This is a genomic window from Reyranella sp. (assembly GCF_965229815.1).
Taxonomy (GTDB): Bacteria; Pseudomonadota; Alphaproteobacteria; order Reyranellales; family Reyranellaceae; genus Reyranella.
Window position 1 is genome coordinate 1,711,901 of sequence record NZ_CBDDJN010000002.1, and the last position, 23,290, is coordinate 1,735,190.

Genomic DNA, 23,290 nt, shown 5'->3' on the forward strand with positions numbered 1-23,290 from the left:
CAGATTCGGAGAAGCATCATGTTGTCTAGACGTTCCATCGTCGGCGTCCTGGCGTGGCTTGCCGCCCGCCCGGCGTCGGCTCACGGCCCCGCGCCCAGCGGCGGCCGGCCGGGCGATCCGGCCCTGATCGGTCGCACCATCGAGGTCGTGGCGATCGACAACGAATTTTCGCTGAAGGCGCTCGACGTCGGCGACGGCGAGACGGTGCGCTTCGTCGTGCGCAACGACGGCATGGACCCGCACGAGCTGACGATCGGCACGGTCGCTGAGCATGCCGAGCATCGCCGGCACATGAAGGCGATGATGGAGCAGATGAGGAAAGGCGGGCATGCCGGGCACCGCATGGCAGACATGGTGCACGCTGGCGGCGTGTGGATCGAGCCCGGCCGGACCGCGAGCTTCGTCTGGACCTTCGCGCGCACGGCCGGCCTCGAGTTTGCCTGCAACATCCCCGGCCACTACGAGGATGGGATGAAGGGTCCCATCCGGTTCGTCCGGTGAGGAAGCCATGAGAATGCCGATCCTTTCGGGCGTGGCCGCGGCGCTGCTGGCGGTGCTGCCCGTTCACGCTGCGACCTACGACCTGGTGATCGATCGCACCGACGTGCCGATCGACGGCCAGACGCGCCGCGTCTTCTCCATCAACGGCCAGATCGCCGGGCCGACGCTGCGCTGGCGGGAAGGCGAGGACGTGACGATCAATGTAACCAACCGGCTGAAGGAGGACACGTCCATCCACTGGCACGGCGTGCTGCTGCCGTTCCGCATGGACGGCGTGCCGATGGTCAGCTTCGCCGGCATCAAGCCGGGCGAGACCTTCACCTACCGCTTCCGTGTGCGCCAGTCGGGCACCTACTGGTACCACAGCCACTCCGGCGGCCAGGAGCAGGAGGGCATGTACGCCCCCATCGTCATCGAGCCGGCGAAGGGCGAGCGCCACAAGGCGGCGCGCGACTACGTCGTCATGCTGTCGGACGCCCATCCGATGTCGGCCGGCGCCATCCTGCGCAAGCTGAAGCAGGAGCCGGGCTACTTCAACGACCGCCGGCGCACGCTGCCCGGCCTGATGCGCGACCTGCGGCGGGCCCAGACCACCGAGGAGCGACAGGCGATCATCTCCGACCGGCTGGCCTGGGGCGAGATGCGCATGGACCCGACCGACCTCGCCGACGTCACGGGCTACACCTTCCTGGTCAACGGCCGCGGTCCCGGCGACAACTGGACCGGCCTGTTCCGGCCCGGCGAGAAGGTGCGGCTGCGCTTCATCAACGGCTCGGCCATGACCATCTTCGACGCCCGCATCCCCGGCCTGAAGCTGAAGGTCGTGGCGGCCGACGGCAACGACGTGCAGCCGGTCGACGTCGACGAGTTCCGGATCGGCGTCGGCGAGACCTACGACGTCATCGTCGAGCCGCGCGAGGATCGCGCCTACACGATCGAGGCCGAATCGATCGACCGCCGGGGCTTCGCCCGAGCCACCTTGGCGACGCGCGGGGGCATGGCGGGCCCGCTGCCCACGCCGCGCCCGCCAGCACTGCTCGGCATGGCCGACATGGGACATGGCGCCGCCGGCCACGGCGGCATGGACCCGTCGAAGATGGATCATTCGAAGATGGACCATTCGACCATGGACCATTCCGGGACGGCGGCGCCGGCGGCTGGTCCGGGCGCGCCCGACCCGTCGGGCCTGGTCCACGTCCCGCCGGTCGCCGCGCCGCCCGGGGCGAGGGTGCTGGCCTACGCCGATCTCCGGCGGCTCGATCGCTCCTACGCGCTGAAGCCGCCCGACCGCACGATCGACATCCGGCTCACCGGCAACATGGAGAAGTTCATCTGGTCGTTCGACGACCGCAAGTACTCCGAGCAGCCGGTGGTGAACTTCACCGAGGGCGAGACGGTGCGGCTGGTCTTCCGCAACGAGACCATGATGAACCACCCCATCCACCTGCACGGGCTGTGGATGGACCTCGACAACGGCGCAGGCGATGCGCGGCCGCGCAAGCACGTGGTGATCGTGCCGCCCGGACGCACCGTCAGCGTCACGGTGGAGATGACCGAGGTCGGCCGCTGGCCGTTCCACTGCCATCTGCTGTTCCACATGATGGCCGGCATGTTCCGCGAGTTCGTGGTCCATCCGCGCGGCGGCGCGCTGCTCGCGGCTCCCGCACACACGGGGGGCGGCCATGCGCATCACTAGTCTCCTCGCCGGCGCGCTCGTCCTCGCGGCCGTTCCCGCGATGGCCATGGACGACCAGGCGACCTACTGGCGCTTCGACGCCCGGGCCGAGAAGCGCATCTCCGACGTGGCGCCCGCCACGGAATGGGCGGCCTCGGCCTGGATCGGCGACGATTTGACCAAGCTCCGGCTCTACAATACCGGCATCGTCGGGGACTCCGGCCACATCGACAACGAAGGCGGCACTAAGGGCATCGACAGCCGCTTCTTCTACAGCCGCCTGATCAGTGACTTCTGGGACGCCAAGGCCGGCGTGTCGTTCACGGTGTTCGACGACGGCGTGACCCGCTCGGGCTTCGTCGCCGGCGTCGAGGGCCTGGCGCCCTACGGCATCCATGTCGATGCCGTGTTCGGGGTCAGCCAGACCGGCGTGGTGAGCCTGCGGCTCGAAGCGTCCTACGATCTCATCCTGTCGCAGAGGCTGATCGCCGAACCCTACCTCGAGGCCATGGCGGCCTCGAAGGACGATCCCGCCATCCAGCTCGGCAGCGGCCTGTCGCGTTTCGAGGTGGGACTGCGCCTGCGTTACGAGATCGCCAAGGAGTTCGCACCCTATGTCGGCGTGAGCTTCGAGCAGTTCACCGGCAACACCGCCGGTTTCGTCGCCGCGGGCGGCGAGCCGACCTCACTGGTGCGCGCGCTGGTCGGGCTGAAGGTCTGGTTCTGACGGACGCAAGGACCCGCGGGACGGCGACGCGCCGCCCCGCGGGCCGACGGCGAAAGGCCTATTGCGGCTCGATGCGGGCGATCTTGATGTAGTCGCCCCACTTGGCGCGCTCCTCGCGGTCCTGCGCGGCGCACTGCTCGAGGCTGAGCGGCTTGGAATTGAGGGCGAACTCCTCGGTCAGGCGCTTGTGGATCTCGGGCGAGGCCAGCGCCTCGTTGATCAGCGCGTTCAGCTTCTCCTGGACCGGCTTCGGCGTCGCCTTGGGAACGGCGACGGCGAGGAAGCCGGTGGTCGAGAAGCCGGGATAGGTCTCGGCCAGCGCCGGCAGGTCGGGATAGAGCGGGCTGCGCTGCGGCAGGGTGATGGCGAGCGGCCGCGCCTTGCCGGAGACGACCTGGCCGCGGCCCGCCGTCAGGTCGACGAACATGAACTGAAGGCTGCCGGCGTAGAGGTCGTTCCAGGCATTGCCGATCGCCTTGTAGCCGACGCCCTGCCATTCGACGCCGGCCTTCTTGGCCAGCACCTCGGCCGGCACCTGCGAGCTGGCGTTGAAGTAGCCGAAGTTGAGCTTGCCGGGCTTGGCCTTGGCGGCGGCGATCAGGTCGGCGAGCGACTTGTTGGGGCTGTCGGCCGGCACCACGAGGAAGGCGCCGCTGGCGCCGATGACGCCGACCAGCTGGAAGTCCTTCTCGGGATCGTAGCCCGGGTTCTTGAACATGTGGATGTTGGCGGCGTTGGTCGAGGTCGTGGCCAGCATCAGCGTGTAGCCGTCCGGCGGCGCGGACTTGACCGCCATCACGCCGACGATGCCGTTGGCGCCGGGCTTGTTCTCGACCACGAAGGGCTGGCCGGTCTTGTCCTCGATGTACTTGCCGATCAGGCGTGAGGTGATGTCGCCCGAACCGCCCGGCGCGAAGGGAACGACGATCCGGATCGCCTTGGTCGGGAAGGCCTCTGCGTCGGCGCGGGACGGCCGGGGGAGCGTTGCGAGGAGCGGAAGCGCCAGGGCGGCGCGGCGAGACAGCGACATGCGAAACGATGACATGCCGGCCAGTCTAAAGGAACGGCGGCGCATGGACAGCGCGCGGCTTGCAGCCCTACCTTGCGCGAATGGCAAAATCCGGTCGTCCGCCTCTCGAGGGCATCCGCGTCGTCGACTTCTCCCGCGTCATCGCCGGGCCGATGTGCACCCAGATCCTCTCGGACATGGGCGCCGAGGTCATCAAGATCGAGAACCCCGACGGCGGCGACGACACGCGCAAGGGCGCCGGCCCGCGCGCCGGCGGCGAGAGCCACTTCTTCATGACCTACAATCGCGGCAAGAAGAGCGTGGCGCTCGACTTCACCAAGCCGGAAGGCCAGGCGGTCGTGCACAAGCTGCTCGCCGGCGCCGACGTCATGGTCGAGAACTTCCGGCCGGGCGTGCTGAAGAAGTACGGCTTCGACTATGCCTCCACGCACGAGAAATATCCGCGGCTGATCTGTCTCTCGATCTCGGCCTACGGCCAGACCGGGCCGCTGTCGGACCGGCCGGGCTACGATCCGGTGCTGCAGGCCGAGTCGGGCATGATGAGCGTCAACGGCGAGGCCAACGGCGAGGGGCTGCGGCACGCCATCGCCATCGTCGACACGATGACGGCCATCCATTCGGTGGCGGCGATCAACGCCGCGCTGTTCGCGCGCACCGGCACCGGCCGCGGCCAGCATGTCGACCTCGCGCTCTACGACACGGCGCTGGTCAGCCTGGGCAACATGGGCTCCTACTATCTGATCGGCGGCGAGCAGCCGCGGCGCGCCGGCAACGGCCATTTCGCCTCGGCGCCCAACAGCTCGTTCGAGACCAGCAACGGCAAGATCTACATGGCGGTGGCCAACCAGAAGCTGTTCACCGACACCGCCAAGGCGCTCGGCCATCCCGAATGGGTCGCCGATCCGCGCTTCGCCACCGTCGCCGACCGCGTCGCCAACAAGCCCGAGCTGACGCGGCTCATGGAAGAGGTGCTGAAGACCGACACCAAGGAGAACTGGGCGCACAAGCTGCGCCACCTGCCGGCCGGTCCCATCCGCACCATGAAGGAGGCGCTCGACGAGCCCGAGGTGCGCCGGCGCGGCATGCTCAAGACCTATCATCACAGCACCGCCGGCGACGTGCCGATCATCGGCTCGAACTACCACTTCTCCGACACGCCGGTCGACGACACGCGGCCGCCGCCGGCGCTGGGCGAGCACACCGACCAGGTGCTGCGCGACCTCGCGGGCCTCGGCGCCGCCGAGATCGCCGCCCTGCGCGAAAAGAAGGTGATCGCCTAGGCTGTGCTCATGTTCCTCTCCCCCAAGAGGAAGAGGAACATGACGGATGGGTGAGAGCGTTTTCCTCTAGGCCAGCCACTTGCGCAGGATCGCGTTGGTCTCCTGGGGCTTCTCCATCGTGACGAGATGCCCGCACTGCTCGACCACGACCAGCTCGCTGCCGGGGATGGCGGCCGCCATCTCTTCCGACAGGAACAGCGGCGTCGCGGCATCGTCGCGACCGCAGACCACGATCGTCGGGCAGCGGATCCTCGGCAGGTCGGGGCGACGATCGGCGCGGATGGCGGCCAGCGCCTCCTGGCGCTTGTAGATCTCGACGCCGATCTCGCCGCACATCGCCATCACCGAGTCGACCAGCGGTTTGTCGGGCAGGCGGTAGGCAGGAATGAAGCGCGAGAGCTGGAGCCCCAGCACCAGCTCGAAATGGCCCTCCTCGGCCAGCCGGATGCGGCCGCGGCGGATGGCACGCTCGGTCTCGTTCTGGCTGCGCATGCCGGTGTCGAGCAGCGCCAGCTTGCTGACGCGCTCGGCGGCGATCTGCATGATCTCGACCGCCAGCATGCCGCCCAGCGACAGGCCGCAGAGCGCGAACCGCTCGGCCGGCATGCAGTCCAGCACCCAGCGGGCGGCGCTGGCCCAGCTGTCCCAGACCGACAGCGGCGCCTCGCGCCAGTCGGGCACGACGATGTCGGCATCGGCCGCCAGCGCGGCGGTCTGGGCCGCGAAGAGGCGCGGCGAGCACAGCATGCCGGGCACCAGAAGCAGCGGAATCTTGGTCATTCGATCCTCCCGCCGGAACGGTAGCCCACGCGGCGTGGCTGCGGTACCAATGGTCGGCCATGGCCAGCCCGCCTGTCCTCGCTTCCGCCCGCGACATCCGGCTCGATCTGTTTCGCGGCCTGGCGCTCTGGTTCATCTACATCGACCACGTGCCGACCAACGTCGTGAGCTGGCTGACCGTCCGCAACTACGGGTTCAGCGACGCCACGGAGATCTTCGTCTTCATCTCCGGCTACACGGCCGTCATCGCCTACGGCCGCATGCTCCAGCGCGAGGGCTGGCTGCGCACCGGCGCCCGCGTCTACCGCCGGGTCTGGCAGCTCTATGTCGCGCACATCCTCCTGTTCGTCGCCTTCACCGCCCAGATCGTCTGGCTGTCGGTCGCCCGCGACATGCCGGCCCTGATCGAGGAAATGGAGCTGATGGGCCTGGGCGAGAACCCCTACCAGGCGATCCTGCAGGCGGCATTGCTGAAGTTCCGGCCGGTGAACCTCGACGTGCTGCCGCTCTACATCGTCCTGCTGGCCGCCTTTCCCTTCGTGCTGCCGGTGGTCGTCCGCCGGCCGTTCGCCGTGATCGCCGCGTCGCTCGCCCTCTACGCCGCGACCTGCCACTTCAACTGGGGCCTGCCCGCCTATCCCGACAACAAGGTATGGTACTTCAATCCCCTGGCCTGGCAGGTCGTCTTCTACGTCGGCGCGGCGATGGCCGTGCTCGGTCCCCAGATCGCCTGGCTCGACCGCTTCCGCTGGCCGCTCAGCGTGCTGGCCGTGCTGTTCCTGCTGTTCGCCGCCTTCATCGCCCTGTCGTGGCACTACAACTGGCTGGCCGAACGCGTCCCGGCCTGGGTCGCCCGGCAGATCTATCCGATCGACAAGACGAACATCGACATCCTGCGCTTCCTGCATTTCCTGGCCGTGGCCTGGCTGGTGCGCCTCGCCATCCCGGCCGACGCGCCCATGCTGCGCTGGCGGGTTTTCGAGCCACTTCGCAGATGCGGGGAACAATCCTTGCTTATATTCTGCATCGGAACGTTCCTGTCCCTGTCCGCCCAAGTGATCGTCAGCCATTTCGAGGAGTCGATCCTGTCCCAGATCGTCGTCAGCATCGCGGGCGTCGCGATCATGTGTGGGGCCGCCTATATCGCGGCCTGGTTCAAGGGCGGCGGAACGGCGGCACCGCGGCGACCGATGGCGGCGAGCCCGGCCCAATGACGCGCTTCCTGTCCTGCCTGCTCGCAGCGCTTGCCTGGCTGCTGCCGACCGTGGCGGCGGCCCAGTCGATGACCCTCTGCCGCACCAGGCCCGAGTTGTTGCAGCTCGGCACGACACTGCCGGCAGCGCGGAAGTCGATCGCCGACCGCAAGCAGTTGCGCATCATCGCCCTGGGCTCCTCCTCCACGTCCGGCTACGGCGCCTCCCACCCGTCCTATGCCTATCCGGCGCAGCTCCGGATGGGCCTCGACAAGGCGCTGCCCGGCATCGACGTCGACGTCATCAACCGGGGCATCGGCGGCCAGGACGTGCGCGAGATGGCCGAGCGGATGCGGCCCGAGATGAAGGACAATCCGGCCTCTCTGGTCGTCTGGCAGACCGGGACCAATGCCGCGATCCGCCACATGCCGCTCGACGAGTTCGAGCGCTGGCTGCGCAACGGCCTGGCGCTCGGCAAGTCGCTGGGCGCCGACTTCGTGCTGATGAACCTGCAGTACGTGCCCGCCGTCGTGGCAGTGTCCGACAAGACCGCCTACGAAAGGGTCATGACGGAAGCGGCCAAGGAGTACGGGGCCGGCCTGTTCCGCCGCTACGACATCATGAAGAGCTGGTACGAGGACGGCATGCCCTATGCCCAGTTCGTCCAGCTCGACGGCCTGCACCTCAACGATTTCGGACAGAAGTGCATCGGCCGCCTGCTCACCCGGGCGATCCTGAACTCCCTCACCGGACCCTGAGGCCCGCCATGCCCCGCCGCTTCGTCGACCTGTCGATCTATCTCGAGAACGACGTGATCTCCGATCCGCCGCCCTTCGGACCCAAGATCCAGTATCACAAGCATGCCGACACGGCCGGCCAGATCGCCGGCTTCTTCCCCGGTCTCAAGAAGGAGGACCTGCCGGACGGGCAGGGCTGGGCGGTCGAGAACGTCAACCTCTCGACCCACAACGGCACGCATCTCGACGCGCCCTATCACTTCCATCCGACGATGAACAAGGGCGAGCGCGCCATCACCATCGACGAGGTGCCGCTGGAATGGTGCTTCCAGCCCGGCGTCAAGCTCGACTTCCGCGACCGGCCGGACGGCCATGTGATCACCGCATCCGAGGTCGAGGCCGAGCTGGCGCGCATCGGCCACGCGTTGCAGCCGCTCGAGATCGTCGTGGTCAACACGCGCGCGGGCTCGCGCTACGGCAACAGCGACTACGTCAATGCCGGCTGCGGCATGGGCTACGACGCCACCATCTTCCTGCTCGAGAAGGGCGTCCGGCTCACCGGCACCGATGCCTGGAGCTGGGACGCGCCGTTCTACTGGACCGCCCAGAAATGGGCCAAGGACCACGATCCCTCGATCATCTGGGAAGGCCACAAGGCCGGCCGCGACATCGGCTACTGCCATCTCGAGAAGCTGCACAATCTCGAATCGCTGCCCGGCGACGGCTTCACCATCGCCTGCTTCCCGCACAAGATCCGCGGCGCCTCCGCCGGCTGGACCCGCGCGGTCGCGATCTTCGAGGAGTAGTCTTGTCGTCCTGAGCGCAGCGAAGGACCTCATCGCCGCTTGCTGCAGGGAAGAAATCCTTCGCTGCGCTCAGGATGACGACGGCAGGGCCGCCGTCACGCCAGCGGCTCCGGCTCGCCCGGCGGCAGCGGCATCTCGAAGACGTTGAGCGTCATCGACACCAGCATGTAGTAGCCGCAGACGCCGACCAGGTCGACCACGCCCTGCTCGCCGAAGGCGTCGACCGCGCGCTTGTAGTTCGGCGCCGCGACACGGTTGGTCTCAAGATATTCGGTGACGAAATCGTAGACCACCTTCTCGACGTCGCGCGTGAAGGGCGGCGTCCGGCGGGTGCGCACGGCCTCGACGATCTCGGCCGACAGGCCGGCTTCCTTCGCCAGCCGGGCGTGGGCGTAGAACTCGTACTGCGCCTTGAAGTGGCGGCCGACGAGGCAGATCGCGAGCTCGCTCAGGTCGCGCGGCAGCGTGTTGTGGAAGCGGCAGTACTCGCCGAGCTTCTGCGCCCGGTCGGCCAGCACGGGCGAGCGCAGCCAGGGCTCGAACGGCCCGCGCAGGCCGCCGCGCGGGCCGGACACGATGGCGTCGGCCACCTTCTTCTGGTCGGGCGTGAGCTTCTCGAGGTCGAGCGGGGCCAGACGCGACATGAGACGGTTTCCTCCGGACGTTGTTGACGGGTTCAGATCGGGCAGCCGGCGTCGCCGGTCATGCTCTTGTTGGCGTTGTCGAAGACGCGGTTGATGATCGCCTCGCCGGCGCTCTGCGCCTTGTCGGCCTGGGTGGAGCAGGAGCCGGTGGCCGTCCACAGGACCTTGCCGCCCTCGGTGGCGTAGAGCGTGAGGGTGATGCGGAGCGTCGGCGTGCTGGTCGTGGAACCCAGCCCGTCGCGCCGCCGGACGGAGTTGCTCGGCAGGTCCATGCGCGGATTGGAGCCCGGCGCGGCGTAGGAGGGCTGCCCGCCCTGCGTGCCGTAGTCGCCGCGGCCGCCTTGCGAGAAGTCGAAGTAGCTCACGTCCATGCGCATGACGTTGCCGCCCGAGAAGCCGACCTGGTTGCCGCGCTGCGACAGGCGCACCATCACCTGGCGGCGCAGCTCGCGCGACAGGTGGGTGTCGGAGGTGAGCTGGACGGCGACCTTGGCCTTGGGGATGGCCTGGTAGGCCTTGATCTCGATCTCGCCGAGCTTGGGGCCGGCCGGCACGCCGTAGCTCTGGGCGCCGGCCGGTGCGGCCGCGGCCAGCAGGCCGGCGGCGGCGATGTACGCGATGCGCATTGTCTCTCCTCTAGGCCGCGAGGCGCCGCCAGCCGGGTTCGTCCCGGTCGAGCATCCGCTTCAGCGATTCGAAATGCAGGAAGGCCTGCTGGGCCTCGCCCGCGATCTGTCCGGCCGTATGCTCGGCGAGGCGGTCGTCGATAGTGTGCAGCGGCCGGCCGGTCTGCATCGCCAGGACCTGCACCAGCGCCGTGCGCTCCAGGTAGTAGAGGTCGTCGTAGGTCTGCGCCACCGTCGGGCCGCAGACGATGACGCCATGGTTGCGCAGGAACAGGATGTCCTTGTCGCCGAGCGCGCGGCACATCCGGTCGCCTTCCTCGTTGCTCAGCGCGACGCCGGCATAGGCCTCGTCGTAGGCGATGCGGTTCCAGTAGCGGAAGGCGTTCTGCGTGCACATCTCGATGCGGCCGTCGCGGATCGAGGTCAGCGCCGTGGCGTAGGGCATGTGGGTGTGCAGCACGACCTTGGCCCGCGGGTTGCCGTCGTGCAGCCGGGCATGGATGAAGAAGGCGGTCGGCTCGACCGGGTGCTTGCCTTCGATCACGTTGCCGGCCCCGTCCGCCATCACGAGATCCGACGGGGTGATCTCCGACCAGTGCAGGCCCTGCGGATTGACCAGGAACAGGTCCTCGCGGTCGGGAACGGTCATGCTGAAGTGATTGCAGACGCCCTCGTTCAGCCCGTGCCGCGCCGCTGCCCGGAGCGCCGTCGTCAGATCGATGCGCGCTTGGGTCACGGGATCGTTGGCCAGCATTGCGAAGCTCTCCATTTGCCGAAGCGTGTCGCGAGCCGCGATGATGCGGCCAAAGCGCATCGCGCGGCCAGCGAAAACAGCCGTGCCCGGAGCAGGTCGATGGACGTGCTGTTTCGTTCGCCCCTGGGGGCGCTCCTGGCGCGGCCATGGATCGATGGCCCGGCCCTGTTCGGGCTCGCCCGCTGGTATTTCCCGCTGTCGCGCCTGTGGGCGGCGGCCAACGCTTCCGCGGGCGACGTCGACCGCTTTCGCGACGAGATCGGCGCACCGCTGCGCGGCGCCTGGCCCCGGCCCTACCTCGGCGGCCTGCTCGCCCGCCATGGCGCGCGCCAGGCGGCGGCGGCCGCGGCGCGCGCGGCCTGGGAGGAGGCGCTGTTCGACGCGCGCGCCGGCCACGGTGAGGGTGGCGGTGATGGTGATGGTGGCGAGCGCCGGGTCCAGCTCGACCGCCGGCGGCGCTCCGCCGCGACGCGGCACCTCTCGGGGCGCGCCGCTCTGTATCCGCTGCTCTTTCCGACGCGGCCGCCGCCCGCCCATTGGCGCATCGAGTCGCCGGCGGCGGCCGAGCGCGCTCTCGCGGACGAGATCGTCCATCCCGACCGGCTCTACGCGGCGGCGCTCGACCTCGGCACGGTGGAGGTCTCCGCGCCGATCGCGCGCAACGGCGTGCGCGAGATCTGGGTCCGCGGGCCCTCGCCCGCGGCGCGGCTGCACGCGCGTCCGGGCAGCGAGCGCTTCTATGCGCGCATCGTCGAGCCGGCCGGCGGCGACGCGCACGGCACGCTGGTGTTCGGCAGCGGCCTCGGGCTGGAGCTCGAGCTGCTCACGCTCGGGCACGATCCGGGCGCGCGCCTCGCCGCCCTGGGCTGGCGCGTGCTCGAGCCGATCTCGCCCTATCACGGGCTGCGGGCGATGCCCGGCTTCTACGGCGGCGAGCCCTTCGTCGCGCTGGCCCCGACGGCGCCGATCGACCTCGTGGCGGGCCAGACGATGGAGACCGCGCTGCTGGTCGCCTGGCTGCGCGCCCGCTACGGCGGACGCGTGGCGGTGGCGGGGATCTCGATGACGTCCTTCGTCGCCCAGCAGGCGGCCAGCCGCTGCCACCTCTGGCCGGCCGAGTCGCGGCCCGATGCGGTCATGCTGATCAGCCATTCGGGCAGCATCGGGGAAGTGACGTTCGGCGGGGCGCTCGCGGTCTCGCTGGGCCTCGACCGGGCGCTCGCCCGCGCCGGCTGGTCGCGCGAGAGCCTGGCGCGGCTGGCACCTCTGGTCGATCCCACCGAGCGGCCGGCGGTGCCGCCGGCGCGGATCGTCTCGGTGCTGGGCGTGACCGATCGCTGGCTGCCGCACGACGACGGCCTGGCGGTGGCGCGCGCCTGGCGGCTGCCGGAGGAGAACGTCTTCCGCTACACGCTCGGCCACCTCGGCATGCCGGTGCAGCTGATGCGCGACCCCGCGCCCTTCGAGCGGCTCAGGCGGGTGATGGAAGGGGCGTGAGGCCGTCGCCCGAGATCTCGCGCACAAGCTTCGAGCGGACGGCGCGGCCGAACTGCTCGAACGTGTCGGCCACGATGATGAACGAGCCCGGGCCGCCCGTGACGTTCTCCTCGTAGTAGCGGTCGAGCGTGAGGTCGGGCGGCCGGCCGAAGTTGGTGCGGTTCATCATGACGGGCAGGCCGTTGATGACGATGCCCTGGCCGACCAGCCGGTCGCGCACCAGCTCGGCCGGCGGCCCGTCGTTGGTGCGGCCGTCGCCCGAGACGTCGATGACCCGCCGCTTCGAGACGAAGCCCGAGCCGTCGAAGCGCTGCCCGGCATGGGTCAGGGCCGCGCCGACCGCGGTCCAGCTCTGCGACTGGCGGGGCGCCTCGGTGAGCTTCTCCGCGAACCGCCGCGCCGCCGCGGGGCTGTCGATCACCGCCCAGTCGATCACCACCGTCTGGTAGTGCGTGCCGGCCCATTCCGTGTAGCAGAGCGCGATGCGGCGGTTCTCGCCGCCCAGGATCGCGTCGATCACGCGGTCGCTGGTCAGGGCGTCGATATAGCCGCGGCGCTGCAGCTCGGCCTCCACGTCGTCGATCGACCGCGAGACGTCGACCGCCAGCACGAGCTGCAGGTCGACCGTCACGTCGGCCGCGCGCGCCGTCGCCGCCGTTGCGGCTGCCGCCAACGAGCCGAGGAGCGCCGACCGTCGCTTCATGTCCGTCTCCCGCTGAACGGCACGAGCATAGCATCGCCGGCGGGCGGGCAACAAAAAGCGCCGGGGGCGAACCCTCCGGCGCTTTCGCAGGGTGCCGTTTCCGGCGGCCTACTGGTCGTCGTCGAAGCCGCGCTTGCGCGGTTCGTAGTCGCGCTCCCGACGCGGCCGGTCGGGCGGACCCTGGTGACGCCGGGGCGGGCGGGCGAAATCGCCGCCGCCACCGCCGCCGCCTTCATAGCCGCCGCCGGCCGGGGGCGGCCCGGAGAAGTCGGCGCGCCGGTCGCGCATCGGGCCGCCGTCGCCGGCGCCGCGATAGCCGCCGCCACCGCCGCCTTCACGGCCGCCGCCGCCGCCGCCATAGCCGCCGCCACCACCGCCGCCGCGATAGCCACCGCCACCGCCGCCGCCGTAGCCGCCGCCACCACCGCCGCCGCCATAGGGCGGACGCGGACCGCGCGGACGGAAGCCGCCGCCATCGCGGCCGCCACCGCCGCCACCGAAGCCGCCGCCGCCACCACCACCGGGCTGGCGCTCGACGGCTTCACGGACGGCGATCGAGCGACCGTCGAGCAACGCGCCGTTCATGGCCTGCATTGCCGCGGCGCCCTGGTCGTCGGTCTCCATTTCAAGGAAGGCGAAGCCGCGACTGCGGCCGGTCTCGCGATCGACGATAACTTTTGCGGAAGTGACGGTGCCGAACGGAGAGAAAGCTTCTGATAGACGCTCGGACGTGACCGAGTAGGGCAGGTTGCCCACAAACAATTTGCGACTCATTCAACGGCTCGGGGCTGGAGGATGGCTCGGGGCTGAGGATGAACAGAGCGGAGTCCGGTACGCGCTCGCTTGACGACTGGGTCCCAGCGTTTGGTTTGAAGGCAGAAGACCAAGAGGCTCACGGTAAAGACGTTTGACCGGCATTGCGCTGCGCGACGTTGCCGAGACTCATGATGATGCTCGCCGGCATGTGTCGCAATGCAGCTTTTATGCGCTGATTCGCGCCTCAAGTCCACCGCAAGCGGGGCCGGCGGCGACGAGGGTTGTGAAGCGCAGGGCCCCGTCACACAATCGCCACCCAGAGGGGAGGAATTCACCGATCGCCGAGGCTGCCGTTCGAATCGACGCGACCCGTTCTTCTGCATTCTGAATCCAGATGCTCGAGGACGACGGGCTCGCGGCTCTCGCAGCGGGCTCGCGCCGCACGGAACCAAACGACAGCCGGCGCTTGCAGTGCGCTTCTCCGCTTCTCGCGACGCCTGGCGGACGCTTCTCTATTTGCAGAAGAACCGAGAATAGGCGAAGAGCGGCAAACTAGATGTTGGTGCCAATCTCCTCCATACCCACGAATTAAGGGAAGTCAGATGTCCACCTCGTCGTACCCGCGCCGCAGCGGAGCCCAGGTCCTGATCGACCAGCTCCGGATCCATGGCACCGAAACGATCTTCGGCGTGCCCGGCGAAAGCTATCTCGCCGCGCTCGACGCCCTCTACGCGCAACGGAATTCCATCCGCTTCGTGATCTGTCGCCAGGAAGGCGGCGTCGCCAACATGGCGGAGGCCTACGGCAAGCTGACCGGCAAGCCCGGGGTCGCATTCGTCACACGCGGTCCCGGCGCGACCAACGCCAGCATCGGCCTGCATACCGGCTTCCAGGATTCGACGCCCATGATCCTGCTGGTCGGGCAGGTGGCGCGCGAGGCGGCCGACCGCGAGGCGTTCCAGGAGATCGACTACCGCCGCATGTTCGGCCAGATGGCCAAGTGGGTGGTGCAGATCGAGGATGCCCGCCGAATCCCCGAGCTGATCAGCCAGGCCTTTCACACTGCCGTGAACGGACGGCCGGGGCCGGTCGTCGTGTCGCTGCCCGAGGACATGCTGGTCGACGAGGTCGAGGTCGCCGATGCCGGTCCCTACAAGGTCGCGCGCGGCGCGCCGGCGCCTGACGACATGGCGACGCTGCGCGAGCTCCTGGCCGCGGCCGAGCGGCCGATGGTGATCGTGGGCGGCGGCGGCTGGACCGCGGGAGCCTGCGCCGACATCAAGGCCTTCGTCGAGGCCAACGACCTCCCGGTCTGCGCCTCGTTCCGCAACCAGGACCTGTTCGACAACCGCCATCCCAACTATGCCGGCGATCTCGGCGTCGGCGTCGGTCCGGCGCTCGGCCAGCGGCTCAAGGAATGCGACCTGATCATCGCCGTCGGCCCGCGGCTCGGCGAGGCGACCAGCGCCGGCTACACGCTGCTCGACATTCCGGTGCCGAAGCAGAAGCTGGTGCACGTCCATGCCAGCCCCGAGGAGCTCGGCCGCGTCTACCAGGCGACCCTGCCGATCAACAGCGGCATGGCCCATTTCGCCGCCGCGGCCAAGGCGATGAAGCCGGTCGACGGCAAGCGCTGGAAGGCCGAGACCGCCAAGGCGCACGCCGACTATCTCGAGAACATCAAGCCCGGCCCGCTGCCCGGCACGGTCAACATGGGCGAGGTCATCGCCTGGCTGAACAAGCGCCTGCCCGACGACGCGATCGTCACCAACGGCGCCGGCAACTACGCCGCCTTCCTGCACCGCTTCTTCCAGTATCGCGGCTTCAAGACCCAGCTCGCGCCGACCAGCGGCGCCATGGGCTACGGCGTACCGGCGGCCGTGGCGGCCAAGATCGCCGAGCCCAACCGCATGGTCGTGTCGCTGGCCGGCGACGGCTGCTTCCTGATGAACGGCCAGGAGTTCGCCACCGCCGTCCAGCACGGCGCCAACGTGGTGATCACCGTGGTCGACAACGGCATGTACGGCACCATCCGCATGCACCAGGAGCGGGAGTATCCGACGCGCGTCCACGGCACCGAGCTCGTCAACCCCGACTTCGCCGCCTACGCCCGCGCCTTCGGCGGGCATGGCGAGACGGTCGAGAAGACCGAGGACTATGCCGCCGCCTTCGAGCGCGCGGTGGCCGCGGCCAAGCCCGCCATCATCCACGTCAAGACCGACCCCGAGGCGCTGACCTCGCGCATCACCCTCAGCAAGCTGCGCGAGCAGTCGCTGGCGAAGCAGAACGGCTGACGCTTCTCGGGCTCCTCTCCCCCTGCGAGGGGGAGAGGCTGGGTGAGGGGGCTGCGTCGTGGCGCCGGTTTCGTGACGCCGTCGGAGCGCGGACCTCCAGGTCCGCCTCATGATCATGAGCGGACCTGGAGGTCCGCGCTCCCCCCAAAGGCGTGCCGCATCACGCCGCGAGCAGCGGGACGCCGTAGGCCCTGAAGGCGCGATCGCGCGTGACGATCGTGAGGTTCTCCTCCAAGGCCTGCGCGATCATCATGCGGTCGAACGGGTCGCGATGATGGCGGGGGAGCGATTGCAGACGCTTCAAGTGGGGGATGTCGATCTGCAGGAGCGTGGCGGCGATGTGGTCGACGCCATCCGTGTAATTGTCCGGCAGGTCGAGCTTGCCGGCCGCGGACTTGATCGCCAGCTCCCACAGGCACGCGACGCTGACGAAGCGCTGGTTCTCCGCATCCTCGATCGCCTGACGCGCCGCGTCCGACAGTTCCGACGGCCGCATGATCGCCCAGATGTAGGCATTCGAATCGAGAAGCAGCCTCAACGCCTGGGCGGCCCCTCGCCGAGCATCAGGGCTTCGATCTCGGCGTTGGTTGCCGGGGAATCCCAATCCGGCGCGAGCTTGATCTTGCCCTTGAAGGTGCCGAGCCGGATTTTCTTCCGCGCCGGTTCATAGGGCGCCAGCCGCGCCACCGGCTTGCCGGCCTGGCAGATCACGACCTCCTCGCCGGCGCGCACGGCGGCGATCAGCTTCGAAAGCTGCGTCTTGGCCTCGTGCGTGTTGACGTATTTCATGTTGGCTAAGTTAGCTAACCGGTGTGGCGTCCACAAGAACGCGCTTGCTCCTGCCGGCAACCGGCGATATGTACACCGCCGTGGAGATTTGAGCCGACCGGCTTGCGACCACGTTAAAAATCGCTAAAAGGTCGGAGGTGCCCGCAAAAGCCCCCGTCCTTCCAGGTCGGGGGCTTTTTCGTTGCGTGCCGTCGGACGGCGCGGACGGGTGGAGAAGGACAGTGGACGGATCGATTCCCAGCAAGAAGGCGGCGGCCGACCCATCGACCTGGCGGCCGCAGACCCGCGCGGTGCGCGGCGGCCAGGTGCGCAGCAACTTCGACGAGACGTCGGAGGCCCTGTTCCTCACCTCGGGCTACGCCTATTCGAGCGCCGAGGAAGCCGAGGCGACCTTCAAGGGCGAGAGCACGCACTTCCAGTACTCGCGCTTCGGCAACCCGACCGTCTCGATGTTCGAGAATCGTCTCGCGGCGCTCGAGGGCGCCGAGGCCTGCCGCGCCACCTCGACCGGCATGTCGGCGGTTTTCTTCTCCCTGCTGGCGCTGCTCAAGGCCGGCGACCGCGTCGTCGCCGCCCGTCAGCTCTTCGGCTCCTGTCACTACATCGTGGCCGAGCTCCTGCCGAAGTACGGCGTCGAGAGCGAGCTGGTCGATGCCGGCGACCTCGCGCAGTGGGAAAAGGCGCTGTCGAAGCCGACCCAGGCCGTGCTGTTCGAATCGCCCTCCAACCCGATGCTCGACATCGTCGACGTCAAGGCGGTCTGCGACCTCGCCCACAAGGCCGGCGCCAGGGTCGTGCTCGACAACGCCTTCGCCACCCCGATCCTGCAGCGGCCGCTGGAGTTCGGCGCCGACATCGTCGTGCATTCGGCCACCAAGTACATCGACGGCCAGGGCCGCACGCTCGGCGGCGCCGTGCTGGGCGACCGCGCCTTCATCGTCGACAAGCTGCAGCCGATCATCCGCAACACCGGCCCCTCGCTCAGCCCGTTCAACGCCTGGGTGCTGGTCAAGGGGCTGGAGACGCTGGGCCTGCGCGTCGAGCGCCACTGCGCCAACGCCGCCCGCGTGGCCGACGCGCTCGCCGCCCATCCCGCGATCGGCCGCGTGCTCTATCCCGGACGCAAGGACCATCCGCAGCACGCGCTGGCCATGAAGCAGATGTCCGGCGCCGGCGGCGTCGTCACCTTCGACCTCAAGGCCGGCAAGTGGGCCGCCTTCGAGACGCTGAACCGGCTGAAGCTGGTCGACATCTCGAACAACCTCGGCGACGCCAAGAGCCTGGTGACGCATCCGGCGACCACCACCCACATGCGCATCGGCGCCGAGGAGCGGGCGAAGCTCGGCATCGGCGACGGCACGGTCCGCATCTCGGTGGGCCTGGAGGACGCCGACGACATCATCGCCGACCTCGTCCAGGCGCTGGGCTGACGGACGGCTGGGGGCGCGCCATTCCATGGCGCGTCAAGGTCTTCCGGACCGCCGGCTTCCAGCCGGCTCATGATCCCGAGCGAGCCGGAGGCTCGCGGTCCGGAAAAGCATGAGAAGACCGCGCCACCGGCGTGGCGCGTGGCCAGCGGAGAACACCGATGTCCCTCGCCCGCACCCTCTGGGAAGCCAACGCCGACGCGGCCCGGCGCATCCTCGCCCATCGTTTCGTGCAGGGGCTGGGCGACGGATCGCTGCCGCTCGCGAACTTCAAGGCCTACGTGGCGCAGGACGCGTATTTCCTCGAGGCGTTCGCGCGCGCCTACGCGCTCTGCCTCGCCGACAGCCCCTCGCGCGACGATCTCCACGGCTTCGCCGAGCTCATCGCCGGAGTCGTCGAGGAGCTCGGGCTGCACAGGCGCCAGGCCGAGCGCCTGCAGATCGACCTCGACGGCGTCCGTCCGCTGCCGGCGACCACGGCCTATGTCGGTTTCCTGCTGTCGACGGCGCGCCGCGGCGACCTCGGCGAGACGATCGCCGCCATGACGCCGTGCATGCGGCTCTACGCCTTCCTCGGCCAGTCGCTGGCGCGCGGTGCGGTCGCGCCGGCCTATGCCGAGTGGGTGCGGACCTACGCCGATCCCGGGTTCGAGACCCTGGCGGCGCGGCTCGAGAGCCTGCTCGACCGCCATGCCGCCGACACGCCGGCGGTCCGCGCCGCTTACGCGCGCGCCATGGCGCTGGAATACGATTTCTTCGACGCCAATCTCTGACGCCGCTCACAGCGCGGCCAGCTTCTCCATCGAGCGGTCGAGCGCCTCGTGCAGCTCGCCGGTCAGCTTGCCGCCCAGCGTCTCGCGGACCTCGTGCTCGGCCTCCGCCCACAGCGGCAGCGCGCGCTTGAAGAGGGCGCGGCCGGCCGGCGTCGCCACCAGCTCGTGGCGGCGGCGGTCGCCGGAATTCGCCCGCTCGACGAGCCCGTCGGCGAGCAGCGGGCGCAGGTTGCGGGTGAGCGTCGTGCGGTCGGTGCTGAGCAGCTCCGACAGGCGGCCGATCGAGACCGGGCCCTGCGCGGCGACGTGGCCGAGCAGCGAGAACTGCGAGATCTTGAGCCCGACCGGCGCGAGATGCCGGCTGTAGATCTGGGTGACGCGGCGGGCGGCGCTGCGCACGCGGAAACAGGTGCATTCGAGCGGCGACAGGCGGGGCGCGGTCGTCATCGGGCGACTTTAGGCCCCCGGCTTGCGATGGCCAAGGCCGAATGTGTATATGCACTGAAACAGCAACGGACTGGAGAGCCCATGAGCGACGTGACCTATGGCGTGGTGCCGCTCGAGGAGGCGCGCACCCTGGATGGGCTCACCCTGTTCCAGGGCCTGCTCGAAGGGCGCTATCCGGCGCCGCCGATCTCCCGGGCGCTGGGCTTCGGCCTGAGCGAGGTCGAGCGGGGGCGGGTGGTCTTCACCTACACGCCGCTCTACGACCACTACAATCCGCTGGGCACCGTGCATGGCGGCATCGCTGCCACGCTGCTCGATTCGGTGATGGGCTGCTGCATCCACACCACCCTGCCGGCCGGCAAGGGCTACACGACGGTAGAGATCAAGGTGAACTACGTGCGCGCCATGACCGACAGGACCGGGCCGGTGAAGGCCGAGGGCAAGGTGATCAACGTCGGCTCGCGCATCGCCACCTCGGAAGGCCGGCTCTACGACGCGGCCGGCAAGCTGCTGGCGCATGGCACCACGACCTGTCTGGTCTTTCCGATCTGAGTCTTCGCGATCCGGGATGCGTCGCGCGGTGCGATGAGGCGTTCGCGCGCCCCGCGATCAGGCCTTGCCTCGTTCGGCCTTTTGTTGGGAAAGTCCCCTTTCAGCGGGAACGCCGGGATTTCGCATCATGTACACAGCCACAACACATGCCATCAAGGTGAGCGTGCAGCCGCAATATATGCCCGATCAGTCCGATCCGGCGAAGTCGCAGTACGTCTGGGCCTACCAGGTCCGCATCGAGAACCAGGGGGCCGAGGCGGTGCAGCTGCGCAGCCGCTCCTGGCGCATCACCGACGGGCTCGGCCAGACGCGCGAGGTCAAGGGGCCGGGCGTGGTCGGCAAGACGCCGCTGCTGCAGCCGGGCGAAGTGTTCGAGTACACTTCCGGCACGCCGCTTTCGACGTCGTCCGGGATCATGGGCGGCTCGTATCAGATGGTGAGCGCGTCCGGCGAGAAGTTCGACATCGAGATCCCGACCTTCTCTCTCGACACGCCGAGCGCCGGCCGCCGGCTCAACTGAGGGAACGACCATGAACAGGATGCTGAAGAAGAGCGAGGTGGCGTCGCTCACCCCCGGCCGGTCGCGCCCGTCGCGCGAGGAAGCGGAGGCGGCCGTGCGCACGCTGCTCCGCTGGGCCGGCGACGACCCGGATCGCGAGGGGCTGACGGGCACGCCGGACCGCGTCGTGCGCTCCTACGAGGAATTCTTCCGCGGCTACGGCGAGGATCCGCGCGAGATGCTGCAGCGGACCTTCGAGGAGGTCGAGGGCTACGACGAGGTCGTGGCGCTGCGCGACATCCGCCTCGAATCGCACTGCGAGCATCACATGGTGCCGATCATCGGCAAGGTCCATGTCGGCTACCTGCCCGACAGGCGCGTGGTCGGCATCAGCAAGCTCGCCCGCGTCGTCGACGCCTATGCCTATCGCCTGCAGATCCAGGAGAAGCTGACGGCGCAGATCGCCAACACGCTGCAGGAGGTCCTGCAGCCGCGCGGCGTCGCCGTCGTCATCGAGGCGGCCCACCAGTGCATGACGACGCGCGGCGTCCACAAGTCCGACGTCACCATGGTGACCAGCCGCATGCTGGGCGCCTTCCGCGACAATGGCGAGACCCGCCGCGAGTTCCTGACCATGATCGGCCGGACGTCGGCCTGAGGACTCATGTTCCTCGCCCCCGCCAGGGGGAGAGGAGCAGGACGTCAGGACAGGTCAAAGGAGTACCATGCCAGGGGAGATCGTCGATTCGGTCGAAATGCTGCGCCGCCTCGTGGCCTTCGACACCACCTCGCGCCATTCGAACATGGCGCTGATCGAGTACGTCCAGGGATACCTCGAGGGCCACGGCATCGAGTCGAAGCTGGTGCCGAGCGAGGACGGCAAGAAGGCCAACCTCTTCGCCACCGTGGGTCCGATGGAGAAGGGCGGTGTCGTGCTGTCGGGCCATACCGACGTGGTGCCGGTCGACGGCCAGCCCTGGGACACCGATCCCTGGACGCTCACCCTCAAGGACGGCAAGTACTACGGCCGCGGCACCTGCGACATGAAGGCGTTCTACGCCATCGGCCTCGCCATGCTGCCCGAGTTCAGGAAGGCCAGGCTGAAGAAGCCGATCCACTTCGCGCTCAGCTACGACGAGGAGGTGGGCTGCATCGGCGCCCATTCGCTGGCCGCCCGCATGGCCAGCGAGGTGCCGAAGCCGCGCGCCATCATCATCGGCGAGCCGACCATGATGACCGTCGTGCACGCCCACAAGGGCGCGCAGATCTACGTCACGAAGTTCACCGGCTTCGAGGCCCATTCCTCGATGACCCATCTCGGCGTCAGCGCCATCCATTTCGCCGGCGAGTTCGTGCACTGGCTGAACACGGTGCAGGACGAGCTCGACGCCGCCGCGCCCAAGGGCAGCGAGTTCATGCCGCCGGCGGCGACGTTCAACGTCGGCACGATCGTCGGCGGCACCGCGGGCAACATCCTGGCGCGGGAGTGCGAGGTCCTGTGGGGCTATCGCGAGCTGCCGACCGAGCCGCTCGAGAAGCTCGGCAAGCGGGCCATCGCCTGGCTGCAGGACGAGCTCCTGCCGAAGATGAAGGCGCGCCACCCGGCCGCCGCCATCAGCACCGAGCTGCGCTCCTCGACACCGGCCTTCTCGGCCGAGGGCAACGACGAGGCCAAGCTGCTGGCCGCCAACTGGTCGGGCTCCAACACCGTGGGCAGCGTCGTCTACGCGACCGAAGCCGGCATCTTCCGCAAGACGCTCGATGTCCCCACCGTGGTCTGCGGCCCCGGCGACATCGCCCAGGCGCACCAGCCCAACGAATACATCCTCGCCTCCCAGATCGAGGCCTGCGAGGGCTTCATGCGCCGCATGGTGGAGTGGTGCAGCCGCGACTGAGCGGGTCTTTCCGCCCCCTCACCTGACCTCTCCCCCAACGGGGAGAGGAACATGAGGTGGGTCGCCCCATCATTTTCGGGCTCCTCTCCCCCACCTTGGGGGAGAGGCTGGGTGAGGGGGTGCGATGCGCGGCCTCAGCCCGACAGCGCCGGCAGGGCCTTCTCGAGGGCGACCGGCGACACGCGCATCAGCCCGGTGAAGGGCTGCTGCATGTCCAGGATCAGGTAGAGCGCGGCCGCGCCGCACAGCGCCACGAGCAGCAGGGCCACCATCGAGGTCGGATTGAGCGGCGTGAACAGGCAGAAGCTCACGAACAGGGCGGTCAGCCAGAACACCACGACGTAGAGGATCGGCTGCGGCAGCCGGGCCCGCGACCATTCGAACAGGGCGAGCCGCGTCTGGGCCAGCCGGATCGCCGTCACCAGCCCCTGCTCCTTGAGCGTGAGCTGCAGCGGCGTCGCGGCCTGGAGGCCGGAGATGGAATTGTACAGGGCGTGCGAGGCGCTGCCGAGCGGCGGGGCGCCGTCGCGCGGCTCCTGCCCGTGCCACACCTGGTCGATCAGGCCGGCGATCGCCTGGCGCAGGGCGAGCCGCGTCGGCCTCGCCGCCGTGCCGTAGTTCTCGAGCACCGTGTCGAGCAGGATCACGTCGGCCGCGATCTGCCGGACGTCGGTGCGCTGGGCCTCGAAGGAGTTGTAGGACGAGTTGATCAGCAGGCCGAGCACCAGAGCCGTGATGGTGGCGACCAGCGCCGCGCCGAGCCGGACGATGTCCTTCGCATTCTCGTCGAGATGATGGTCGGGCAGCGCGCGCCGCAGGGCGGTGCCCGCTCCCGCGCCGGCGAGCATCAGCGCCAGCGCCAGCAGGGATTCGGCTAGCGGCTGCATCGTCTCCCTGCCCGCTGT

At 69.1% G+C, this 23,290-nt stretch carries 26 protein-coding genes and 1 riboswitch; of the genes, 15 read left to right on the forward strand and 11 right to left on the reverse strand.

The features are described 5' to 3' along the window. Positions 1–18 precede the first annotated feature (18 nt). From ACO073_RS08660 to ACO073_RS08670, 3 genes are read left to right on the forward strand one after another with little or no spacing between them, the layout of a single operon-like run. Positions 19–501, forward strand: coding sequence for a cupredoxin domain-containing protein (locus tag ACO073_RS08660; protein WP_421996784.1), 483 nt, complete (start codon positions 19–21; stop codon positions 499–501). Between the two features lie 13 nt (positions 502–514). Further along, positions 515–2,197: a copper resistance system multicopper oxidase gene (locus ACO073_RS08665; protein WP_421996785.1), complete on the forward strand. Its 1,683-nt coding sequence runs from the start codon at positions 515–517 to the stop codon at positions 2,195–2,197. Next, positions 2,184–2,903, forward strand: a complete 720-nt coding sequence (locus ACO073_RS08670) for a copper resistance protein B (protein WP_421996786.1) — start codon at positions 2,184–2,186, stop codon at positions 2,901–2,903. Before ACO073_RS08665 ends, ACO073_RS08670 begins: the two co-directional genes overlap by 14 nt. Before the next feature lie 58 nt (positions 2,904–2,961). Here ACO073_RS08670 and ACO073_RS08675 read toward each other — a convergent pair whose 3' ends face one another. Next, positions 2,962–3,948 (reverse strand): Bug family tripartite tricarboxylate transporter substrate binding protein, encoded by a 987-nt coding sequence (locus ACO073_RS08675; protein WP_421996787.1) that lies wholly within the window; start codon positions 3,946–3,948, stop codon positions 2,962–2,964. 65 nt (positions 3,949–4,013) lie between these two features. On the opposite strand from ACO073_RS08675, the gene ACO073_RS08680 reads away from it, so the two are divergent. Next, positions 4,014–5,213 carry a CaiB/BaiF CoA transferase family protein gene (locus ACO073_RS08680; protein ID WP_421996788.1) on the forward strand — a complete coding sequence of 400 codons (1,200 nt, stop codon included), beginning with the start codon at positions 4,014–4,016 and terminating at the stop codon, positions 5,211–5,213. A 66-nt stretch (positions 5,214–5,279) separates the two neighbouring features. On the opposite strand, the gene ACO073_RS08685 is transcribed toward ACO073_RS08680, so the two are convergent. After that, positions 5,280–5,993 carry an alpha/beta fold hydrolase gene (locus tag ACO073_RS08685; protein WP_421996789.1) on the reverse strand — a complete coding sequence of 238 codons (714 nt, stop codon included), beginning with the start codon at positions 5,991–5,993 and terminating at the stop codon, positions 5,280–5,282. Between the two features lie 59 nt (positions 5,994–6,052). Here ACO073_RS08685 and ACO073_RS08690 point away from each other — a divergent pair, with 59 nt between their 5' ends. The 3 genes from ACO073_RS08690 to ACO073_RS08700 are packed head-to-tail and all read left to right on the forward strand — an operon-like array spanning position 6,053 to position 8,729. After that, positions 6,053–7,207 (forward strand): OpgC family protein, encoded by a 1,155-nt coding sequence (locus tag ACO073_RS08690; protein ID WP_421996790.1) that lies wholly within the window; start codon positions 6,053–6,055, stop codon positions 7,205–7,207. Beyond that, complete coding sequence (locus ACO073_RS08695) at positions 7,204–7,944, forward strand: SGNH/GDSL hydrolase family protein (protein ID WP_421996791.1); 741 nt, start codon at positions 7,204–7,206, stop codon at positions 7,942–7,944. The genes ACO073_RS08690 and ACO073_RS08695 overlap by 4 nt, the downstream gene beginning before the upstream one ends. A gap of 8 nt (positions 7,945–7,952) precedes the next feature. Continuing rightward, positions 7,953–8,729 carry a cyclase family protein gene (locus ACO073_RS08700; RefSeq protein ID WP_421996792.1) on the forward strand — a complete coding sequence of 259 codons (777 nt, stop codon included), beginning with the start codon at positions 7,953–7,955 and terminating at the stop codon, positions 8,727–8,729. A gap of 95 nt (positions 8,730–8,824) precedes the next feature. Here ACO073_RS08700 and ACO073_RS08705 read toward each other — a convergent pair whose 3' ends face one another. From ACO073_RS08705 to ACO073_RS08715, 3 genes are read right to left on the reverse strand one after another with little or no spacing between them, the layout of a single operon-like run. Then, positions 8,825–9,373, reverse strand: a complete 549-nt coding sequence (locus tag ACO073_RS08705) for a carboxymuconolactone decarboxylase family protein (RefSeq protein WP_421996793.1) — start codon at positions 9,371–9,373, stop codon at positions 8,825–8,827. Between the two features lie 32 nt (positions 9,374–9,405). Then, complete coding sequence (locus tag ACO073_RS08710) at positions 9,406–9,999, reverse strand: hypothetical protein (RefSeq protein ID WP_421996794.1); 594 nt, start codon at positions 9,997–9,999, stop codon at positions 9,406–9,408. Positions 10,000–10,009: 10 nt separating this feature from the next. After that, a complete protein-coding gene (locus ACO073_RS08715) occupies positions 10,010–10,768 on the reverse strand; it encodes an aldolase (protein WP_421996795.1) in 759 nt (252 codons plus the stop codon). Between the two features lie 84 nt (positions 10,769–10,852). On the opposite strand from ACO073_RS08715, the gene ACO073_RS08720 reads away from it, so the two are divergent. Then, positions 10,853–12,250, forward strand: coding sequence for a hypothetical protein (locus ACO073_RS08720; RefSeq protein WP_421996796.1), 1,398 nt, complete (start codon positions 10,853–10,855; stop codon positions 12,248–12,250). On the opposite strand, the gene ACO073_RS08725 is transcribed toward ACO073_RS08720, so the two are convergent. Both ACO073_RS08725 and ACO073_RS08730 read right to left on the reverse strand, forming a co-directional pair. Further along, positions 12,225–12,953, reverse strand: coding sequence for a DUF1194 domain-containing protein (locus tag ACO073_RS08725; protein WP_421996797.1), 729 nt, complete (start codon positions 12,951–12,953; stop codon positions 12,225–12,227). The two genes, ACO073_RS08720 and ACO073_RS08725, sit on opposite strands and share 26 nt — an antisense overlap. Before the next feature lie 108 nt (positions 12,954–13,061). Continuing rightward, a complete protein-coding gene (locus ACO073_RS08730) occupies positions 13,062–13,727 on the reverse strand; it encodes an RNA recognition motif domain-containing protein (protein WP_421996798.1) in 666 nt (221 codons plus the stop codon). A 584-nt stretch (positions 13,728–14,311) separates the two neighbouring features. Between ACO073_RS08730 and ACO073_RS08735 the strand changes: the two genes are divergently transcribed. Next, positions 14,312–16,003 carry a thiamine pyrophosphate-binding protein gene (locus ACO073_RS08735; protein WP_421996800.1) on the forward strand — a complete coding sequence of 564 codons (1,692 nt, stop codon included), beginning with the start codon at positions 14,312–14,314 and terminating at the stop codon, positions 16,001–16,003. A gap of 160 nt (positions 16,004–16,163) precedes the next feature. Here ACO073_RS08735 and ACO073_RS08740 read toward each other — a convergent pair whose 3' ends face one another. Further along, positions 16,164–16,541, reverse strand: a complete 378-nt coding sequence (locus ACO073_RS08740) for a type II toxin-antitoxin system VapC family toxin (protein WP_421996801.1) — start codon at positions 16,539–16,541, stop codon at positions 16,164–16,166. Further along, positions 16,538–16,792, reverse strand: a complete 255-nt coding sequence (locus ACO073_RS08745) for a type II toxin-antitoxin system Phd/YefM family antitoxin (protein ID WP_421996802.1) — start codon at positions 16,790–16,792, stop codon at positions 16,538–16,540. The genes ACO073_RS08740 and ACO073_RS08745 overlap by 4 nt, the downstream gene beginning before the upstream one ends. A gap of 70 nt (positions 16,793–16,862) precedes the next feature. Beyond that, positions 16,863–16,939: riboswitch (SAM riboswitch) on the forward strand. A gap of 74 nt (positions 16,940–17,013) precedes the next feature. Here ACO073_RS08745 and ACO073_RS08750 point away from each other — a divergent pair. Next, the gene (locus tag ACO073_RS08750; RefSeq protein ID WP_421996803.1) at positions 17,014–18,222 is read left to right on the forward strand and encodes an O-succinylhomoserine sulfhydrylase; all 1,209 of its coding nucleotides are present in this window, start codon (positions 17,014–17,016) and stop codon (positions 18,220–18,222) included. A gap of 158 nt (positions 18,223–18,380) precedes the next feature. After that, positions 18,381–18,992: a TenA family protein gene (locus ACO073_RS08755; protein WP_421996804.1), complete on the forward strand. Its 612-nt coding sequence runs from the start codon at positions 18,381–18,383 to the stop codon at positions 18,990–18,992. A 6-nt stretch (positions 18,993–18,998) separates the two neighbouring features. Here the strand turns inward: ACO073_RS08755 and ACO073_RS08760 are convergent, their stop codons facing one another. Continuing rightward, entirely contained in the window at positions 18,999–19,439 is a 441-nt protein-coding gene (locus tag ACO073_RS08760; protein WP_421996806.1) for a MarR family winged helix-turn-helix transcriptional regulator, read from the reverse strand. Between the two features lie 81 nt (positions 19,440–19,520). On the opposite strand from ACO073_RS08760, the gene ACO073_RS08765 reads away from it, so the two are divergent. The 4 genes from ACO073_RS08765 (at position 19,521) to argE (ending at position 22,385) form a co-directional block, all read left to right on the forward strand. After that, on the forward strand, positions 19,521–19,991 hold the full coding sequence (locus ACO073_RS08765) for a PaaI family thioesterase (protein WP_421996807.1): 471 nt from the start codon (positions 19,521–19,523) through the stop codon (positions 19,989–19,991). 127 nt (positions 19,992–20,118) lie between these two features. Further along, the gene (gene apaG / locus ACO073_RS08770; protein ID WP_421996808.1) at positions 20,119–20,511 is read left to right on the forward strand and encodes a Co2+/Mg2+ efflux protein ApaG; all 393 of its coding nucleotides are present in this window, start codon (positions 20,119–20,121) and stop codon (positions 20,509–20,511) included. Between the two features lie 10 nt (positions 20,512–20,521). Further along, positions 20,522–21,148 (forward strand): GTP cyclohydrolase I FolE, encoded by a 627-nt coding sequence (gene folE / locus ACO073_RS08775; protein ID WP_421996809.1) that lies wholly within the window; start codon positions 20,522–20,524, stop codon positions 21,146–21,148. A 67-nt stretch (positions 21,149–21,215) separates the two neighbouring features. Then, positions 21,216–22,385 carry an acetylornithine deacetylase gene (gene argE / locus ACO073_RS08780; RefSeq protein ID WP_421996810.1) on the forward strand — a complete coding sequence of 390 codons (1,170 nt, stop codon included), beginning with the start codon at positions 21,216–21,218 and terminating at the stop codon, positions 22,383–22,385. Positions 22,386–22,519: 134 nt separating this feature from the next. On the opposite strand, the gene ACO073_RS08785 is transcribed toward argE, so the two are convergent. Continuing rightward, on the reverse strand, positions 22,520–23,272 hold the full coding sequence (locus ACO073_RS08785; protein ID WP_421996811.1) for a hypothetical protein: 753 nt from the start codon (positions 23,270–23,272) through the stop codon (positions 22,520–22,522). Between the last annotated feature and the right edge of the window lie 18 nt (positions 23,273–23,290).